Origin of the sequence: Virgibacillus necropolis (assembly GCF_002224365.1) — a bacterium.
Classification (GTDB): domain Bacteria; phylum Bacillota; class Bacilli; order Bacillales; family Amphibacillaceae; genus Virgibacillus_F; species Virgibacillus_F necropolis.
This window is the reverse complement of record NZ_CP022437.1, coordinates 3,511,446-3,529,031: the sequence shown is the minus strand read 5'-3', so window position 1 is coordinate 3,529,031 and position 17,586 is coordinate 3,511,446. Positions and strand designations below refer to the sequence as shown.

Annotated in this window: 15 protein-coding genes; 11 read left to right on the top strand and 4 right to left on the bottom strand. The window is 38.9% G+C overall.

Going from position 1 to position 17,586, the window contains the following annotated elements:
* Nucleotides 1-181: 181 nt before the first annotated feature.
* The 3 genes from CFK40_RS16800 (at nt 182) to ltrA (CFK40_RS16785) (ending at nt 3,030) form a co-directional block, all read left to right on the top strand.
* Nucleotides 182-946, top strand: coding sequence for an alpha/beta fold hydrolase (locus CFK40_RS16800; RefSeq protein WP_089533551.1), 765 nt, complete (start codon nt 182-184; stop codon nt 944-946).
* A 59-nt stretch (nt 947-1,005) separates the two neighbouring features.
* Complete coding sequence (locus CFK40_RS16795; protein WP_089533550.1) at nt 1,006-1,182, top strand: YjzC family protein; 177 nt, start codon at nt 1,006-1,008, stop codon at nt 1,180-1,182.
* Nucleotides 1,183-1,767: 585 nt separating this feature from the next.
* On the top strand, nt 1,768-3,030 hold the full coding sequence (ltrA, locus tag CFK40_RS16785) for a group II intron reverse transcriptase/maturase (protein WP_089534430.1): 1,263 nt from the start codon (nt 1,768-1,770) through the stop codon (nt 3,028-3,030).
* Between the two features lie 230 nt (nt 3,031-3,260).
* Here ltrA (CFK40_RS16785) and CFK40_RS16780 read toward each other — a convergent pair whose 3' ends face one another.
* Nucleotides 3,261-4,433, bottom strand: coding sequence for an MFS transporter (locus CFK40_RS16780; RefSeq protein WP_089533549.1), 1,173 nt, complete (start codon nt 4,431-4,433; stop codon nt 3,261-3,263).
* Between the two features lie 219 nt (nt 4,434-4,652).
* Between CFK40_RS16780 and CFK40_RS16775 the strand changes: the two genes are divergently transcribed.
* The 3 genes from CFK40_RS16775 (at nt 4,653) to ltrA (CFK40_RS16760) (ending at nt 8,806) form a co-directional block, all read left to right on the top strand.
* A complete protein-coding gene (locus CFK40_RS16775; protein WP_089533548.1) occupies nt 4,653-5,693 on the top strand; it encodes a YkvI family membrane protein in 1,041 nt (346 codons plus the stop codon).
* Between the two features lie 69 nt (nt 5,694-5,762).
* Nucleotides 5,763-6,950, top strand: a complete 1,188-nt coding sequence (locus tag CFK40_RS16770; RefSeq protein ID WP_089533547.1) for a DUF418 domain-containing protein — start codon at nt 5,763-5,765, stop codon at nt 6,948-6,950.
* Between the two features lie 593 nt (nt 6,951-7,543).
* Entirely contained in the window at nt 7,544-8,806 is a 1,263-nt protein-coding gene (gene ltrA / locus CFK40_RS16760; protein ID WP_089534430.1) for a group II intron reverse transcriptase/maturase, read from the top strand.
* Between the two features lie 66 nt (nt 8,807-8,872).
* Here the strand turns inward: ltrA (CFK40_RS16760) and CFK40_RS16755 are convergent, their stop codons facing one another.
* On the bottom strand, nt 8,873-10,075 hold the full coding sequence (locus tag CFK40_RS16755) for an ornithine--oxo-acid transaminase (RefSeq protein WP_089533545.1): 1,203 nt from the start codon (nt 10,073-10,075) through the stop codon (nt 8,873-8,875).
* A 155-nt stretch (nt 10,076-10,230) separates the two neighbouring features.
* Here CFK40_RS16755 and CFK40_RS16750 point away from each other — a divergent pair, with 155 nt between their 5' ends.
* A complete protein-coding gene (locus tag CFK40_RS16750; protein ID WP_089533544.1) occupies nt 10,231-10,596 on the top strand; it encodes a YisL family protein in 366 nt (121 codons plus the stop codon).
* A gap of 93 nt (nt 10,597-10,689) precedes the next feature.
* Here CFK40_RS16750 and CFK40_RS16745 read toward each other — a convergent pair whose 3' ends face one another.
* On the bottom strand, nt 10,690-11,649 hold the full coding sequence (locus tag CFK40_RS16745) for an iron-hydroxamate ABC transporter substrate-binding protein (protein WP_089533543.1): 960 nt from the start codon (nt 11,647-11,649) through the stop codon (nt 10,690-10,692).
* A 196-nt stretch (nt 11,650-11,845) separates the two neighbouring features.
* Between CFK40_RS16745 and CFK40_RS16740 the strand changes: the two genes are divergently transcribed.
* The 4 genes from CFK40_RS16740 to CFK40_RS16725 all read left to right on the top strand — a co-directional run bounded on the left by CFK40_RS16740 (nt 11,846) and on the right by CFK40_RS16725 (nt 16,497).
* Complete coding sequence (locus tag CFK40_RS16740) at nt 11,846-12,859, top strand: FecCD family ABC transporter permease (RefSeq protein ID WP_089533542.1); 1,014 nt, start codon at nt 11,846-11,848, stop codon at nt 12,857-12,859.
* Nucleotides 12,859-13,881 carry a FecCD family ABC transporter permease gene (locus CFK40_RS16735; protein ID WP_089533541.1) on the top strand — a complete coding sequence of 341 codons (1,023 nt, stop codon included), beginning with the start codon at nt 12,859-12,861 and terminating at the stop codon, nt 13,879-13,881. The genes CFK40_RS16740 and CFK40_RS16735 overlap by 1 nt, the downstream gene beginning before the upstream one ends.
* 21 nt (nt 13,882-13,902) lie before the next feature.
* Nucleotides 13,903-14,910 (top strand): NAD(P)/FAD-dependent oxidoreductase, encoded by a 1,008-nt coding sequence (locus CFK40_RS16730; RefSeq protein ID WP_089533540.1) that lies wholly within the window; start codon nt 13,903-13,905, stop codon nt 14,908-14,910.
* 96 nt (nt 14,911-15,006) lie between these two features.
* On the top strand, nt 15,007-16,497 hold the full coding sequence (locus tag CFK40_RS16725) for an alpha-amylase family glycosyl hydrolase (protein WP_089533539.1): 1,491 nt from the start codon (nt 15,007-15,009) through the stop codon (nt 16,495-16,497).
* Between the two features lie 137 nt (nt 16,498-16,634).
* Here CFK40_RS16725 and CFK40_RS16720 read toward each other — a convergent pair whose 3' ends face one another.
* A complete protein-coding gene (locus CFK40_RS16720; protein WP_089533538.1) occupies nt 16,635-17,495 on the bottom strand; it encodes a DegV family protein in 861 nt (286 codons plus the stop codon).
* Nucleotides 17,496-17,586: the final 91 nt, after the last annotated feature.

Genomic DNA, 17,586 nt, shown 5'->3' with positions numbered 1-17,586 from the left:
TCTTTTTTTATTAAAGTAAAGCCAATCCTATCTGTTGAAAATAGCTGGATATTTTTAGATTGTTTATTTTTTCTGAGAATACTTTCCGGACATTGTTAAATAATATGTTGAAAAGCAGTACAGTATAGCTGGTCTATAGAGTACAAGCTCAACCTATTAACAACGGAAAGGGAAGGGTACTATGCCAATTGTCGAGATATCACCATCTTTGCCTACGTATTACGAGTCATCAGGAACAGGACCCCCTGTTGTATTCATCCATCCGCCACATATGGGACATACCGTCTTCAAGTACCAGCATGAACTCTCAGATCGCTTTCAAGTAATTACATACGATATTAGAGGCCATGGAAGAAGTGGAGTTAGTGATGAATTGATGACTATTCCTCGTCTTGCTAACGATTTGTTGGCTTTTCTAGATGCGTTGAAGATTGATCAGGCGGTCATTGTCGGTTATTCATCAAGTGGATCGATTGCTCAAGAATTTGCACTTAGTCACCCTGAGCGTGTCAAAGCACTCGTTCTTTCAGGGGGATTTCCAGAAGTAACCACATTTACTTTAAAGCGTCAATTTCAATTCGGTATGGCGCTCCTACGAAGTGGGCAAATTGAACTTTTGAGTAAACTTTTAGCGGTGTCTCATAAGGTCACGAAAGAGGATAAGCGTGAGCTTTTTCATGAGTGTTTAAAAGCACATCCAGCAAGCGCATACGACTTTTATGAAAAAAGTATGCAATATACGTGTACGGAACGTCTGCAAAGTCTTCACTGTCCATTGTTCTTATTGTATGGTCAATTCAGCCACATCCGCCCTTATCTAGAGCTTTACAAACAGCATGTCCCACAAATGAAAAGTGTACTGGTTAGCAAATCTCTTCACCAAGTACCAATCAAAAAATATCATTCATTTAATCATGCGCTATCAATTTTTTTAAAGTATTTATAAACTTTTTTTCGCATAATTACTTAAAAGTAGAAAAAAATAACAGAACAAGGAGTGATAACATGGGTGAATACAGTCATTTTCGTTTTGGACAAAAAGCACCGAATAACGGTGTATATATGGAAATTGGTGAAACAGGAAGTATGGTAAATGATCCAAAAATAGTTAAGCTTAAGGCGGGAGAAAAGTTCCCGCAGAATTCGAATCATGATCGCGTATGGACATATGATAAGAACTAATTTAAGAAGGCCATCCAAAATCGGATGGTCTTTTTATTAGTGCGCCCAGCATGGGCGTAATCTATAGGGTGCAAGTCCCGAACTGTGAAGGTGGAAGTAACAGTTAGCTTAACGCAAGGGTGTCCATGGTGACGTGGAATCTGAAGGAAGCGAGCGGCAAACCTCCGGTCTGAGGAACACGAACTTCATAGAAGGCTAGGTGCAATTGGATGAGTTTGCTAAACAAAACGAAGTCCTTTCTACCAAAGGTTGCACAAAGTAAATGAAGCAGATAGATGGAGGGAAAGATTACGTTCTTACCTGGGGAGGTCTGATAGGTATGCGCAACTCTTTGCGTAACCGAGCATGGAAATGTTCGCTGAACTATCAGAAGTCAGCCGAAGCCATAGTACTAGATAATTCTAGAATATCTAGGAAGGGCTGAATCATTTAAGAAGAATCGCCACTTTGCGTACGCAACACTTAATGAAGCAGAAACAAGGTAACCTTCCTAATGAAGGAAACGGTGAAGCCCGTGGGGGACATTAGAAGGGCTGAAAGCTGTTGCCACACAAGAAGAACGGGCGATTCACGTAGGAGTTGAATATCATGTTGGAACGAATCCTGTCCCGAGAAAACTTAATCCGCGCATTAGAACGTGTGGAACGTAATAAAGGGAGCCATGGTGTAGATGAAATGCCCGTACAAAATCTACGAGCGCATATCATGGAACACTGGTCTACCCTACGCGAACAAGTGGAAGAAGGTTTCTACTATCCTCAACCTGTCCGTCGTGTCGAAATCCCGAAACCAAACGGTGGGAAGAGGAAACTAGGTATCCCTACTGTGACAGATCGATTTATCCAACAAGCAATTGCACAGGTTCTCACAGAACTATATGACCCAACATTCTCGAAACAGAGTTATGGCTTCCGCCCTAACAAGCGAGGACATGATGCGGTGAGACAAGCTAGAAGTTACATCAAGCAAGGATACCGCTGGGTTATTGATATGGATTTGGAGAAATTCTTCGATAAAGTAAACCATGATAGACTGATGCGTACACTTAGTAAAAGAATTGAAGACCCAAGGGTGTTAAAGCTCATCCGTAGATACCTCCAAGCAGGAATCATGGATGATGGTCTTGTTCGACCTAATACAGAAGGAACTCCGCAAGGTGGACCATTAAGTCCTTTACTCTCTAATATTGTCCTCGATGAATTGGATAAAGAATTAGAAGATAGAGGACTTCATTTCGTCCGTTACGCGGACGATTGTAATGTCTATGTTCAATCTAAAAGAGCGGGTTTACGCTTAATGGAAAGCATTATTACATTTATTGAAAGAAAGCTCAAATTGAAAGTGAATGAACAGAAAAGTGCAGTAGACCGACCTTGGAAACGTAAGTTTCTTGGATTTTCTTTTACAGTCAACAAGATGCACCCGAAAGTACGGGTTTCAAAGGAGAGTATCAAACGTTTTAAACAGCGTGTTAGAGCGTTAACTTCTAGAAAGAAATCAATTGCCATGGAGGAAAGAATCGTAAAGTTAAATCGATACTTGGTCGGGTGGCTTGGTTATTACCAACTCGCAGATACACCCTCCATATTTCAAAGGCTAGATAGCTGGATTAGGAGACGACTCCGCATGGTTCGTTGGAAGGAATGGAAGAAAGTCAAAACGAAATATAAGAACTTAATGAAACAAGGAATCAAACCAGGGAAAGCTTGGGAGTGGGCAAATACAAGAAAGGCATTTTGGCGAATAGCCAAAAGCCCAATCTTGAATAAAGCCCTTGGCGACCAATACTGGTTGAGCCAAGGGCTTAAGAGCCTATCTTCTAGATATCAAACAATGCGTTGGACTTAAATGAAACCGCCGTATACCGAACGGTACGTACGGTGGTGTGAGAGGTCGGGAGTTAATCACTCCCTCCTACTCGATTGCTTTTATCACGCGTCAAAGCACCTGCAGAACCGAAGTCACCAGATATGATCAGGAAACTAGATCAGCGGCTATGGGAAACAGGCAGGAAATACTTGTCAGCTACCTTCTTAATACTACAATAAAAAAGAAGAAGAATTCAAAAGACACGAGCATCACACTCGTGTCTTATTGGCTTTATGGGAAATAGGACGTTCTTCGTACATGGAAAATAAAGCAGTACCAAGCGAGATAATAATTAACACTCCACCGACAGTTGCGGTGAGTTCAATCGAAGCTTGTTCAATGACAACACCGCCAACTAATGAACCAGCTGCGATACCAAGATGTAATGCGGAATTATTCAAGCTTTGCTGAATGTCTGATGTTTCAGGGGAAGCTTCAATTAAATAGCTTTGCATTGCTGGTGAAATAGCCCAACTCATTATGCCCCAAACGATCATAACAACAAGAAATAACGGCAGGAAAAAGGTTGTATATGGAATTGCAAAAATCGCTAATCCAAACGCAATAATAGCTGTTAGAATGGTGCGTTTTGTGCCCATTTGATCTGAAAGTGTACCGCCAAATCCTCCGCCACTTACGGCTGCTATCCCGAAGATTAAATAGATAATACTTACCCAAGATCCTTCAATCCCCATGGTTTCTTTTACAAAGGGGGTTAAATAAGCATACAAGGTTGTATGTCCTGCCATAAATAAAAATGTTGTGCTTTGTGCAAAAAATATTTTTCGATTTTTTAATGTTGAAAGCTGTTTTCCTATCGGGAAAGATGGCTTTGGTTCAACTTTGTCCATAAATAAATAGATCGTGATTATGGAAAGTACAGTTAAAAAGCTAATCAGCACAAACGGAGCTCGCCAGCTAAATGCATTACCCAGCATTAAACCGATTGGAATACCTAATACGAGTGAAGCACTTACTCCCATGGAAACAATTCCGATTGCTCGTCCGCGATATTTGGGATCGACAATACTTGGTGCCATTGTTAAACATAATATGATTAGCAATGAACCACTTGTAGCGGAAATGATGCGGCCAATAAATAGCATGCTATATGTTGGACTGAAAACTGTTACGATATTTCCTAGTAAAAATATGATTAATGATAGTATTGTTAGTCGTTTACGTTCAACTTTTGCAGTTAAAAGTAATAAAATCGGTGCTGCAATTGCAAATATCAAAGAAAAAATGGTAATTAAAAAGCCTGCCTGACTAAGGCTGACATGCAAATCTGTTGCGATTAAATCCAATATCCCACCAATAATTAATTCGACCATCCCGACAACAAATGAGATGATCATTAAAAAATAAACTCGTTTGTCCATAGTAAAAAGCTTCCTCTCTGTTGTGTTACCATTACAATATTAATTATTAATGGAACAAAAAACAAGCTATAATCTTTTACCAGTTGACTGCATTTAATGTACAAGGGTCCAAAAAGGGTTTTTGACCAAGCTATAGTATTGATATATGGTTCTAAATTCGGAAAAGCTCGTCTTTTATCAGTTCAGTCATCATAAAAATAATGATGAGGTGAGTTACGAATGAATCGACGGGTTTCTATATTGCTTTTAGCTGCAACATATGTCGGAACTGTTGTTGGGGCTGGTTTTGCAACAGGAAAAGAAATCGTTACTTTTTTTAGTATAAATGGTGCTTTAGGAGCGATAGGTATTGCTATAAGTGGTCTTTTGTTTATTGTAGTAGGAACGAAAATAATGGTCATTTCCGCTCGTATTCAAGCTTATTCCTATCAAGAATTAAACGAATATTTATTCGGTAGTACGATTGGAAAAGTAGTAAATATCTTCATTTTTTTAGTTGTTGTTTGCGTCACTTCCGTCATATTGTCAGGGGCAGGTGCTATTTTTCATGAACAACTTGGACTTCCGTATCAATTGGGAGTTATTGCAACGCTACTTCTCTCGTATATCGTACTATTGAAAGGTTTAAAAGGAATCTATGCGATTAATTCCTACATCGTGCCGTTGATGATTATTTTCAGCCTGTTTGTGGCAGGTTCGATTTTTAATTACTATCCGCATGAACTTTTGGAACAAGTCATTCCAGACCGATTCCCAGAACATTTATCATGGGCAGTTTCTCCTTTTGCATATTCTGCCTTTAATTTGATGACCGCACAGGTCGTATTAGTTCCACTTGGGAAAGAAATTCGTGATGAACATATTATTAGGTGGGGAGGATTTTGGGGTGGACTAGTTTTATTTTTTATATTGTTGGCAAGTCATTTTTCGCTGTCTGTCTTTCCAGAAACCTTTTTACACGAAATACCGATGGCTGAAATTGTCAAGCATTTTGGAACCCTTATTCATGTCTTATTTTTATTCGTTATTTACGGAGAAATCTTTAATTCAGTTGTTGGGAATGTTTTTGGGATTACCCGCCAATTAAAAGCAACATTCAATCTTCGTTACCAACATGCTGTTTTAGTAATCCTGCTTGTAATCTTTTTGATAAGTCAGGCTGGTTACGGAAAACTGCTTTCGGTATTATATCCACTATTTGGCTACATAGGTCTGTTTTTTCTTGTGTTTTTATTGTTTAAAAAATTACCAGACAGATAAAGGAGGTTTTACCATGTTTATCGAATACTAGTATAATAGACTTATAGTTCAAAGGAAGTAGGGTAAAGAATGAACGCAGAACCAATAAGGGAAAGCAAGCGACTGCTTTGGATAGATGCAGCAAGAGGATTTGCTATCTTTGGTATATTTATGGTCAACGTAGGTGCTTTTTCAGCACCATATTTTATGCATGGTGGAGAAGGAGAAGCCTGGCCTGGGCCAATTAATCATCTATTGCAAGGGATTATTGATGTCTTTTTCCAAGCCAGCTTTTATACATTATTTTCGCTTTTATTTGGTTTTGGATTTCAGATCATGATTGATAGTCTAGTTAAAAAAGGCGGCCCGGTATACAGGATATTATTCCGTAGAATGCTCATCTTGATAGGCTTTGGCCTAGTACATGCATTTTTGATTTGGTATGGTGATATTCTGTTATCCTATGCAACTATAGGATTGCTTTTATTACTTTTTGTAAAGGTGAAAAATAAAACGTTGGTAACATGGGCCGTTTTATTAATGGGAGCAAGCGTTACCTATTACACCATGTACTTATATGAGTTCCGTCAGTATCTTGGTTTTGTTGATCAAGAGGCAATTAAACAGGCCATAGTAAGCTATCAAAGTAATAGTTTTACTGAAATATGGTCTCAGAATTATGCGGACTGGCAGTATGCTAATGGTGGAATCTCTTTTCTATTTTTAACTAGTACGTTATTACCGTTATTTTTAGTGGGAATGTTTATTGCACGGAAAAGGTGGCTACATGATTTAGACCGATTCCAAAAGGTATTGAAATTCGGCTGGTTTATTAGTCTCGTGTTTTTCTTGGTCTTAAAGTTAGGTCCGTATGCATACGGAAACCCTATTTGGTTTTCCTTTATTCAGGATAATATTGGTGGATCAGCATCAGCACTATTTTACATTTTTTCTATTGGTTTACTAGCAAAAACAGACCTGGGGATGAAAGTAATTAGACCTTTTGTTCATGTTGGACGTATGTCTTTGACCAATTACATTTCTCAATCGGTTATTATGTTCATCTTATTTTATGGTGTCGGGTTCGCCCTATATGGAACGGTTAGCCCTTTAGAAGGCGTCATCATCGTTGTGATTGTTTATACGTTACAGGTATTTGCAAGTAGATGGTGGTTTAATCATTATCAGTTTGGACCATTGGAATGGATTTGGAGGGGGCTTACCTATAATAAAAAGCAAGCATTTCGGAAAAGAGTAAATAGGGAAGAGTCTTTGTAAAATGAAGAAAAGCGAAACTAGCATTTAGCTAGTTTCGCTTTTTGTTAGTGCGCCCAGCATGGGCGTAATCTATAGGGTGCAAGTCCCGAACTGTGAAGGTGGAAGTAACAGTTAGCTTAACGCAAGGGTGTCCATGGTGACGTGGAATCTGAAGGAAGCGAGCGGCAAACCTCCGGTCTGAGGAACACGAACTTCATAGAAGGCTAGGTGCAATTGGATGAGTTTGCTAAACAAAACGAAGTCCTTTCTACCAAAGGTTGCACAAAGTAAATGAAGCAGATAGATGGAGGGAAAGATTACGTTCTTACCTGGGGAGGTCTGATAGGTATGCGCAACTCTTTGCGTAACCGAGCATGGAAATGTTCGCTGAACTATCAGAAGTCAGCCGAAGCCATAGTACTAGATAATTCTAGAATATCTAGGAAGGGCTGAATCATTTAAGAAGAATCGCCACTTTGCGTACGCAACACTTAATGAAGCAGAAACAAGGTAACCTTCCTAATGAAGGAAACGGTGAAGCCCGTGGGGGACATTAGAAGGGCTGAAAGCTGTTGCCACACAAGAAGAACGGGCGATTCACGTAGGAGTTGAATATCATGTTGGAACGAATCCTGTCCCGAGAAAACTTAATCCGCGCATTAGAACGTGTGGAACGTAATAAAGGGAGCCATGGTGTAGATGAAATGCCCGTACAAAATCTACGAGCGCATATCATGGAACACTGGTCTACCCTACGCGAACAAGTGGAAGAAGGTTTCTACTATCCTCAACCTGTCCGTCGTGTCGAAATCCCGAAACCAAACGGTGGGAAGAGGAAACTAGGTATCCCTACTGTGACAGATCGATTTATCCAACAAGCAATTGCACAGGTTCTCACAGAACTATATGACCCAACATTCTCGAAACAGAGTTATGGCTTCCGCCCTAACAAGCGAGGACATGATGCGGTGAGACAAGCTAGAAGTTACATCAAGCAAGGATACCGCTGGGTTATTGATATGGATTTGGAGAAATTCTTCGATAAAGTAAACCATGATAGACTGATGCGTACACTTAGTAAAAGAATTGAAGACCCAAGGGTGTTAAAGCTCATCCGTAGATACCTCCAAGCAGGAATCATGGATGATGGTCTTGTTCGACCTAATACAGAAGGAACTCCGCAAGGTGGACCATTAAGTCCTTTACTCTCTAATATTGTCCTCGATGAATTGGATAAAGAATTAGAAGATAGAGGACTTCATTTCGTCCGTTACGCGGACGATTGTAATGTCTATGTTCAATCTAAAAGAGCGGGTTTACGCTTAATGGAAAGCATTATTACATTTATTGAAAGAAAGCTCAAATTGAAAGTGAATGAACAGAAAAGTGCAGTAGACCGACCTTGGAAACGTAAGTTTCTTGGATTTTCTTTTACAGTCAACAAGATGCACCCGAAAGTACGGGTTTCAAAGGAGAGTATCAAACGTTTTAAACAGCGTGTTAGAGCGTTAACTTCTAGAAAGAAATCAATTGCCATGGAGGAAAGAATCGTAAAGTTAAATCGATACTTGGTCGGGTGGCTTGGTTATTACCAACTCGCAGATACACCCTCCATATTTCAAAGGCTAGATAGCTGGATTAGGAGACGACTCCGCATGGTTCGTTGGAAGGAATGGAAGAAAGTCAAAACGAAATATAAGAACTTAATGAAACAAGGAATCAAACCAGGGAAAGCTTGGGAGTGGGCAAATACAAGAAAGGCATTTTGGCGAATAGCCAAAAGCCCAATCTTGAATAAAGCCCTTGGCGACCAATACTGGTTGAGCCAAGGGCTTAAGAGCCTATCTTCTAGATATCAAACAATGCGTTGGACTTAAATGAAACCGCCGTATACCGAACGGTACGTACGGTGGTGTGAGAGGTCGGGAGTTAATCACTCCCTCCTACTCGATTCCTTTTAAAACTTCTTTAATATGTCCAATTGCCCAATCCAAATCATCTTTCTTGATTACTAGTGGTGGGGCGAAACGAATGACATTTTCATGTGTTTCTTTACACAGTAATCCTCTTTCTTTTAGCTCGACACAATAGGAACGTGCTGCTTCTGTAAGTTCTACACCAACAAATAATCCTTTACCGCGAACTTCTTTTATCAGTGGATTATCAATTTTTCTTAATTCATCCATCATGTAATTACCAAGTTCGAGTGAACGTTCGGCTAGTTGCTCTTCCTCTAAAACTTCCAGTGAAGCGACAGAAACAGCACAAGCTAATGGATTTCCACCGAATGTTGAACCATGTGATCCAGGGTTAAAAACACCAAGGATATCTTTATTAGCTACGATACATGAAATAGGGAATACTCCGCCACCAAGTGCTTTACCTAGAATAAGAATGTCTGGTGTCACATCTTCCCAGTCACATGCAAACATTTTACCGCTTCGGCCAAGACCAGCTTGAATTTCATCAGCAATGTACAATACATTATTTTCCTTACAAACGTCTAGCGCCTTTTTTAAAAATCCTTCAGGTGGGATATTGATTCCAGCTTCACCCTGAATTGGTTCAAATAAGAAACCAGCTGTATTTTCATTGATTGCTGCCTTTAGTGCATCAACATCCCCATACGGAATTAATTTAATTCCAGGAAGTAATGGACCAAACCCGCGTTGATTTTCCGGATCTGATGATAGAGAAACAGCTGCCATCGTGCGGCCATGGAAGTTATCTTCACATGCGATAATTTCAGCTTTGTTTTCTGCAACACCTTTTACATCGTAAGCCCAACGTCTAGCTGTTTTGATAGCCGTTTCAACAGCTTCAGCACCAGTGTTCATTGGCAATACTGCTTCCTTGTTCGTTAGTTTACAAACTTTTTCATACCATGGACCAAGTTGATCATTATGGAATGCGCGAGATGTTAATGTAACAGCATCAGCTTGTTTTTTTAACGCATCAATGATTTTAGGGTGACGATGCCCTTGATTAACAGCAGAATATGCACTTAACATATCCATGTAGCGGTTACCTTCAGGGTCTTCTACCCATACACCCTCAGCTTTTGATATTACAACAGGAAGGGGATGATAGTTCTTTGCTCCAAATTCCTGCGTTTGATCGATGATTTCTTGACTAGAATGTGCCATAATATCCCTCCGATTAGAAAAAAATACAATACTTTATTAGTATAACAGTTTTTTCTAATAATTTCTTCATGATAATGTTCAAAAAGATTTCATATGAATTTCCATATTTAATCTGTTATATTATATACAGGGAAATAGAAAGGAATGGAAAATACATGACTACACACTTACATGTAACAGCGTGGGCCCTTGCATTTATCTTGTTTATCGTTGTTGTCGTATTGAATAAATCAGGAAAAGCAAAAGGCGCAAAAATTGTACATATGATTCTAAGACTAGATTATTTATTACTATTGTATTCTGGTGGAACGTTGCTAGCACACTATTTCGGTGGAAGCCCAATGATGGGTGAGGCAATCTTTAAAGGTTTGGCTGGAATTTGGGCAATCTTTGCAATGGAAATGATTGCTGTTAAAATGACAAGGCATGAAGCCACAAAAAGCTTTTGGATTCAACTAGTAATTGCAGTATTACTTACATTGATACTAGGCTTTGGGCGTTTACCAGGTGGATTTGCATAAAAATAAAGGAGACCGCGTATCTTCGGGATGCGCGGTCTTGTTTTTTATATAAACCCGAACAAGATAACGCCTCATTCGGGTTTTGCTAACAGTTTACTTTACCAACGTATCAACCAATGCATCAATTGTCTTTTGTGATGCAATTAAACCTTTATTAGTCCAGAAGCTTGGATCGTTCATCACATATACTTGATCCTTTTCAGCTGCTGGGATGCTTTGCCATACAGCACTTTTTTCTAATGTTTCAAGACCTTGTTCACCTTCAAGCGCTAAAAGGAAGACGTGATCTGCTTTTAATTCAGAAAGCTTTTCCATCGAAATTGGATTCCACGCTACTTTAGATTTGCCTAAGCTCTCAACAAAAGGTGGTACGTTAATACCTAACTCGGAATATACAACTTCAGCACTGTGACGATCTTTTTCTAGTAAATAAAATTGATCTCCAGCTACCCAAATCATAGCAATGGATTCATCGCCAATTGAGTTAGATAATTTTTCTTTTGCTTTAGCAACCTTTTCTTCATAAGCTGCTAACACTTCGTCTGCTTTATCTTCTTTTCCAAGCATTTTGCCGAAGACTTCAATTTGTTTACGCCAGTTATTACTAACATCTTCAGGCATCACATAGGTTGGAGCGATTTTTTGATAATCTTCATACGAGCCCTCGTAGCTTGCAAGGTCACTACCTAATACGAGTAAATCTGGATTGTGCTCAAGTACTTGTTCTTGTGGGAGGTTCCATTCAATCCGTGGTACATCTTTAAGTTGTGGCTCTAAATAATCCTGGACACTTTTACCAATTGACCACTTTGCGACAGGGGTTACACCGAGTGCAAGTAGCGCATCTTCATGATAGGGAGCAATGATTCTTTCCACATCGGCTGGAATAGTAACTTCTCCTTTTTTACCTTCAATGGTTACCTCTGACCCCTTTGTTTCATCAGAATTCTCTGAGGATGTATCATTGCTATCATTGCCACAGGCTGAAATCACAATTAGTAAGAAGGCTAGTGAACAAACCAATAATAGTTGTTTTTTTGAAAAAAATCGCATGTGTAATTCTCCTTTTGATTAATAATATCTAGTGTAAATGATAATCATTTTCAATTAAAAAGTCAATACATCAACAGTGACAAAAATAAGGACAAACGAAACATTGCAGAGCGAGCGAATAACGTCTATAATTTAATTGATAATGATTCTTAATCGGAAGAATACTACCTAAACATGTTGAAGTTAGGGGACCATCATGATAGCTGCAATTACACATTCACGTTTATTAAAAACGATTATAAATATAGTTGCCATCGTTGCGTTGATTTTTTCAATTGGTATTTCCGTTTCGTACGGGGCTGTTGACATAAATCTCTCAACGGTTTGGCAGGCAATCTTCCAGTTTGATTCAAGTTTAACAAGCCATCAGGTCATCCAAGAATTACGGTTACCTCGTGCATTTGGTGCGGCTTTGGTCGGTGCGTTTTTAGCTGTATCTGGTGCAATCATGCAAGGGATGACACGAAATCCATTGGCATCTCCATCAATAATGGGTGTAACAAATGGTGCCGCATTCACACTCGTGATTATGCTAGCTTTTTTTCCGAATGTATCTAACATTGTTCTAACATTGGCATCATTTGCAGGAGCCGGTATCGCAGTTGTTCTCGTGTTCCTAGTAGGTTCATATTCCTCAAGTGGCTTAACACCTGTGAAGCTCGCTTTAGCTGGGGTTGCGATTGGAACGTTATTAAGTTCTATTTCGTCGATCATTTCACTACATTTTCAACTTGAAAAGCAAATGAGCTTTTGGTTTGCCGGTGGGTTAGCTGGAACGAATTGGACATCGATTCAAATCCTTCTTATTTCAGGTGGTATTGGATTATTTTTAGCTCTGGTTATTGCAAAGTCTATCACCATTCTTAGCTTAGGTGAAGATATTGCCTCTGGTTTAGGGCAAAACAATTTGTTAATAAAAGTTTTAGGTATTATAGCTGTATTGGTTTTAACTGGTGCAGCTGTATCCATTGCAGGAACAGTAGGATTTATTGGGCTTATTATTCCCCATATTACCCGATTTATGATGGGAACAGATTACCGTTGGATCATCCCGTCATCGGCAATTTTTGGTGCGCTTTTATTAGTGCTGGCAGACGTTGTAGCACGATTAATTAATGCCCCATTTGAAACGCCAGTAGGAGCTATTACCTCGCTAATTGGTGTGCCGTTCTTCCTTTATTTAGCACGTGGTAGTGGAGGTGGAAAATAATGACGCCAGAACAAGGGATTAAGCGTAGAAAATTTTATATCAGCATAGTCGGACTGATTGTATTAATAATTGGAATGTTTTTTGTAAGTTTAAGTACTGGAGTCATTCAACTTTCTCCACTCGAAGTGATTAAGACGTTGGTTGGTCAAGGAACAGATAAGCAGGAGTTAGTGCTGTTTGACTTCAGGTTACCTGGTATTGTACTAGCACTCTTAATTGGTACGGGTCTAGCGGTTTCTGGTGCGATACTGCAGGGTGTTACACAAAATGACCTTGCTGATCCTGGAATTTTGGGGATTAATACCGGTGCAGGTCTTGCTGTCGTATTGTTTATTTTTTTCTTTCAGGATACGTTTTCCATGACAAGTACCATTTCAGCTTTTGTTATGCCACTGTTTGCACTTGTTGGAGCAGTTTTCGCAGCGTTTTTGATTTACTTTTTAGCATGGAAAGACGGAGTAAATCCAATTCGATTAATTTTAGTAGGAATTGGCGTGAATGCCGGATTTAGTGCAGCATTGATTATTTTTCAGTTGAAAATGGATCCACAGGACTTTCGTCAAGCAACGGTATGGCTTGCTGGTGATATATGGAGCGCTAATTGGAGCTTTGTGTTAGCACTTTTACCATGGATTCTAGTTCTAATACCAATTGCATTACATAAGGCAAATAGCTTAAATGTATTGAATTTAGGTGACGATATCGCTGCTGGATTAGGAACAAGTGTAGAACGGGAGCGCCGTCTTTTATTATTAATTGCTGTTGCATTAGCTGGCGCTTGTGTAGCCGCTGGTGGTGGTATTGCTTTCCTTGGGCTAGTCGTTCCACATATTGCCCGGAGAATTGTTGGACCTACACATCAACGAATTATTCCGATTTCAACGCTAATTGGAGCTTTGTTGTTGATGGTTTCGGATGCAATCGGGAAAACTATCTTAGCGCCAACAGAGATTCCAGTTGGCATAATCGTTGCTATTTTAAGTACACCCTATTTCGTCTATTTATTAATGAAAACAAAGTAGAAAGTAGAAGGTGGGAGTAACATGGATAAAGAGTTAGAGTTATTTGATGTGACTATTATTGGCGGAGGACCAGTTGGCTTATTTTCTGCTTTCTATAGTGGAATGCGTGAAATGAAAACAAAAATAATAGAGTTCCTCCCGTTTTTAGGTGGAAAGGTTCCTTATTTTTATCCAGATAAAGTTATTCGCGATATTGGTGGGATTCATGCAGTAACCGGAGATAAACTAACGGAGCAACTGATTGAACAGGCTAAAACGTTTGACCCAACCATCATAGTTGAAAGACAAGTGGAGGGGTTAGAGCGCCTGTCAAATGGATACTTTATTCTTACTGACAATAAAGGGAATGAGCATTACACGAAAACGGTGATTATTGCTACAGGATTTGGGACGTTAAAATCTGTTGAACTAGACTTACCGAATGCGCCCAGATATACAGATAGTAATTTACATTATTTTATTCGGGAAGTGGAGAAATTTCGAGATAAGCGCATCGTAATTTCAGGTGGTGGGAACTCTGCCATTGATTGGGCTAATGAGCTGGAACCAATTGCACAAAGTGTAACACTCTTATACCGTAAACAAGATTTTGTTGGTCATGAGAGTAATATTACCAAAATGAAAAATTCCTCCATTACCATTCAAACACCTTATGTCATCGATCAGTTGAAAGGGGACGAACAACGTATATCATCTGTTACTGTAAAACATACAGAATCGGGAGAATACCAATCCCTGAAGCTGGATGATCTAATCGTTAATCATGGATTTGTAATAGATCTTGGAGCAATATCTGCTTGGGGAATGACCATGAAAGATGGAACTATACAAGTCGATGGGAACATGCAGACGAGTATTCCTGGTATTTTTGCGGTAGGAGATATTGCAAACTTTGCTACAAAACTTCCATTAATTGCAGGTGGTTTTAATGAAGGACCGATTGCAATTAATAATGCGAAACAGTACATAGCCCCAAACAAGGAACTGGAAAAACTATTTTCTACAAATATGGATACGTTTGATAAATAGTATGAAGAATTTTTAACAATCCATAAATCCCCATTGACTATTAAGTGAAAAGCGTAATAATTAACAGTGGTAAATAAATGGCTGGAGGACGTTTTTATGAAAAAGGCAATACTTTCTTCTTTTTTTATCTTGTTTGTCATGATTGGGGCTTTTCCTGTTCATGCAGTGGAAAAGCCTATTAAAGAAGAAATTATCTATTCAATCGTAGTAGATCGATTTAATAACGGAAATCAAGCAATTGATGATCAAGTTGATTTAAAGGATCAGACTGCCTATCATGGTGGGGATATAGAAGGAATAACGAAGAAATTAGATGAAATCAAGGCATATGGTTTTACGACAATCTCCTTGTCGCCAATTATGGCGAATGCACCAGGTAGTTTTCATGGTTATCGGATAGAAGATCTTTTCAAAGTAGAGGAGCAATTCGGTACATTAGAAGACTTGCAAAAATTGGTAAAAGAAGCGCACGATCGGAATATGAAAGTTGTGCTAGAGTTTGTAACAAACTATGTTGCTCCAACTCATCCATTGGTAGATGATCCGGCTAAAGCTGAATGGACAAAGCAAACTACTGTAAATGATACGCTTTGGTTGGATGATGCGATTACGCTTAATCAATCTAACGCAGAAGTAAAAGAAATGCTGTTTGAGGCAGCTACGTTTTGGCTGGAGGAAGCTAATATTGATGGGTACAAGCTACATGCTATCGATCAAACGTCACCAGCGTTTTTAACGGATTTTGTTGATCATGTTAAATCAGTTAAGCCTGACATTTTTCTGTTAGGCGATGTTTTAAGTGAAACTCCATTAAGTGAAGACTATCTGGATATAGGTATACCATTAATTGAGTATGCACCAATTCAGGAATCTATTGTAAATGTCTTTACGAATGTTGGTACTCCTGTAACCAATATTTATAATACGTGGGAAGAAACCGGAAAACGTGAGGGACTCATATATGTGGATAATGTTTATACCGAGCGATTCACACGTAAAATTGTGGAAGGAAGTTTGAATCCGGAAACTACATGGAAGCTTGCTTTAGCTTATCTTTATACAAGCCCTGGTGTTCCACTCATTTTTCAAGGTTCAGAAGTGCCGATGGATGGCGATACAACAGAAGAAGTTTTAGAAATGGTTCAATTTAATAGTGGAAACGAAAAAATAAGGGACTTTCTAGAAAAAATTTCAGCAATTCGCACACAATTTCCAGTGCTTTCATACGGAGATTTTAATCTAGTAGACACGAATGGCGCTCTGAGTGTGTTTAAACGTACGTATAAAGATGAGACGATGTTTATTGCCTATAATAATGATACAGAAACAAAAACAGTTTCTGTAAAAGACGTACCAGAAGGCATGCAATTAAGCGGATTACTTGGTGATAATATCGTTCGTGAAAATGAGCAGGATGAATATAAAATTGCGTTGGATCGTGAAACAGTCGAAGTTTATATTTTAGAGGAAGATCAGGGGCTTAATTGGCTATTTATTGGTATGGTAGTTGGTATATTTGTGATTTTTATAACTGCAATCATGATCTTAAGCTATAAACAACGAAAAAGAGAGAGGAAGAGCCTATAAATGGGCTACTTCTCTCTTTTTTTGGTGTGACCGGATTGAACGTTGATAAAATCAGAACGAGTGTTGATTTCCCTAGTACAAACGTTGCTAAATCATTTAAAAAAGCTGGACCACCACAGATGATTCAGCTTTACAACTTATTTTGTTTTACTATTTAAAAAGAATAGGGCGATTGTTCCTGGTCCAGCATGGGAACCTATTACAGAACCAACCATTTCAATTTGGATTTCTTTTGGATTAAATTTTTCTTTTAACAATTCTGCAAGTTTCTCGGCTGTTTCCAAATCATCACCATGACTTATCCCGATAACTTGTTCAGAAAGGTCAGTTCCGCGTTCTTCCGCGATTTCAATAATGCGATTTAACAGCTTTTTGGACCCGCGAATTTTTTCCAAGGGAATTAACTTACCACCATCTACATGTAAAATCGGTTTAATTTTCAATAATGTACCAACGAAAGCAGCTGTTTTACTAACTCTCCCACCACGATATAAATACTCCAAATCATCTACGGTAAATATATGTTCCATATGTTCAGCATGGTACTGAGCGGTCTCAAGTATATCTTCAGCAGATGCACCACTTTGCGCGAGTTGTGCGGCGCGAATCACGACAAGACCAATGCCAAGTGATGCACATTTCGTATCAAGTAAATAGACAGGGGCATTGGGGTATTCTTCCTTAACCTCTTGTTCCGCGATTTTTGCCGCTTGAAATGTCCCTGATAGTTCGGACGAAAAGCCAATGTAAATTAAAGGCTGATTTGCCTCTGCATAAGATGTAAAAATGGTTTTAAAAGTTTGTTGAGAAGCCTGTGACGTTTTCGGACCTTTTCCATCCCGCATGGCATCATAAATTGCTTTTGGTGTTATAGTCTTCCCATCTTCATATTCTTTTTCATCTAATTGAACAGTTAATGGTACCATTTCGATGTTAAATTCGTTATAATGAGTCTTTGACAAATCACATGCTGAATCAGCAAGTATTTTTACAGTCATTTGATTCACCTTCATTCCTATAATCTGTTATTTCTTTTAGTTTAAGCCTAGCGTGAAAGATAGTCAAAATATTTCTACTAATATTATCGCA

What these genes read in the sequence shown, in the direction of transcription:
- CFK40_RS16800 (WP_089533551.1), top strand. Translation starts at nt 182, where the DNA reads ATGCCAATTGTCGAGATATCACCATCTTTGCCTACGTATTACGAGTCA.
- CFK40_RS16795 (WP_089533550.1), top strand. Translation starts at nt 1,006, where the DNA reads ATGGGTGAATACAGTCATTTTCGTTTTGGACAAAAAGCACCGAATAAC.
- CFK40_RS16780 (WP_089533549.1), bottom strand. Translation starts at nt 4,433, where the DNA reads ATGGACAAACGAGTTTATTTTTTAATGATCATCTCATTTGTTGTCGGG.
- CFK40_RS16775 (WP_089533548.1), top strand. Translation starts at nt 4,653, where the DNA reads ATGAATCGACGGGTTTCTATATTGCTTTTAGCTGCAACATATGTCGGA.
- CFK40_RS16770 (WP_089533547.1), top strand. Translation starts at nt 5,763, where the DNA reads ATGAACGCAGAACCAATAAGGGAAAGCAAGCGACTGCTTTGGATAGAT.
- CFK40_RS16755 (WP_089533545.1), bottom strand. Translation starts at nt 10,075, where the DNA reads ATGGCACATTCTAGTCAAGAAATCATCGATCAAACGCAGGAATTTGGA.
- CFK40_RS16750 (WP_089533544.1), top strand. Translation starts at nt 10,231, where the DNA reads ATGACTACACACTTACATGTAACAGCGTGGGCCCTTGCATTTATCTTG.
- CFK40_RS16745 (WP_089533543.1), bottom strand. Translation starts at nt 11,649, where the DNA reads ATGCGATTTTTTTCAAAAAAACAACTATTATTGGTTTGTTCACTAGCC.
- CFK40_RS16740 (WP_089533542.1), top strand. Translation starts at nt 11,846, where the DNA reads ATGATAGCTGCAATTACACATTCACGTTTATTAAAAACGATTATAAAT.
- CFK40_RS16735 (WP_089533541.1), top strand. Translation starts at nt 12,859, where the DNA reads ATGACGCCAGAACAAGGGATTAAGCGTAGAAAATTTTATATCAGCATA.
- CFK40_RS16730 (WP_089533540.1), top strand. Translation starts at nt 13,903, where the DNA reads ATGGATAAAGAGTTAGAGTTATTTGATGTGACTATTATTGGCGGAGGA.
- CFK40_RS16725 (WP_089533539.1), top strand. Translation starts at nt 15,007, where the DNA reads ATGAAAAAGGCAATACTTTCTTCTTTTTTTATCTTGTTTGTCATGATT.
- CFK40_RS16720 (WP_089533538.1), bottom strand. Translation starts at nt 17,495, where the DNA reads ATGACTGTAAAAATACTTGCTGATTCAGCATGTGATTTGTCAAAGACT.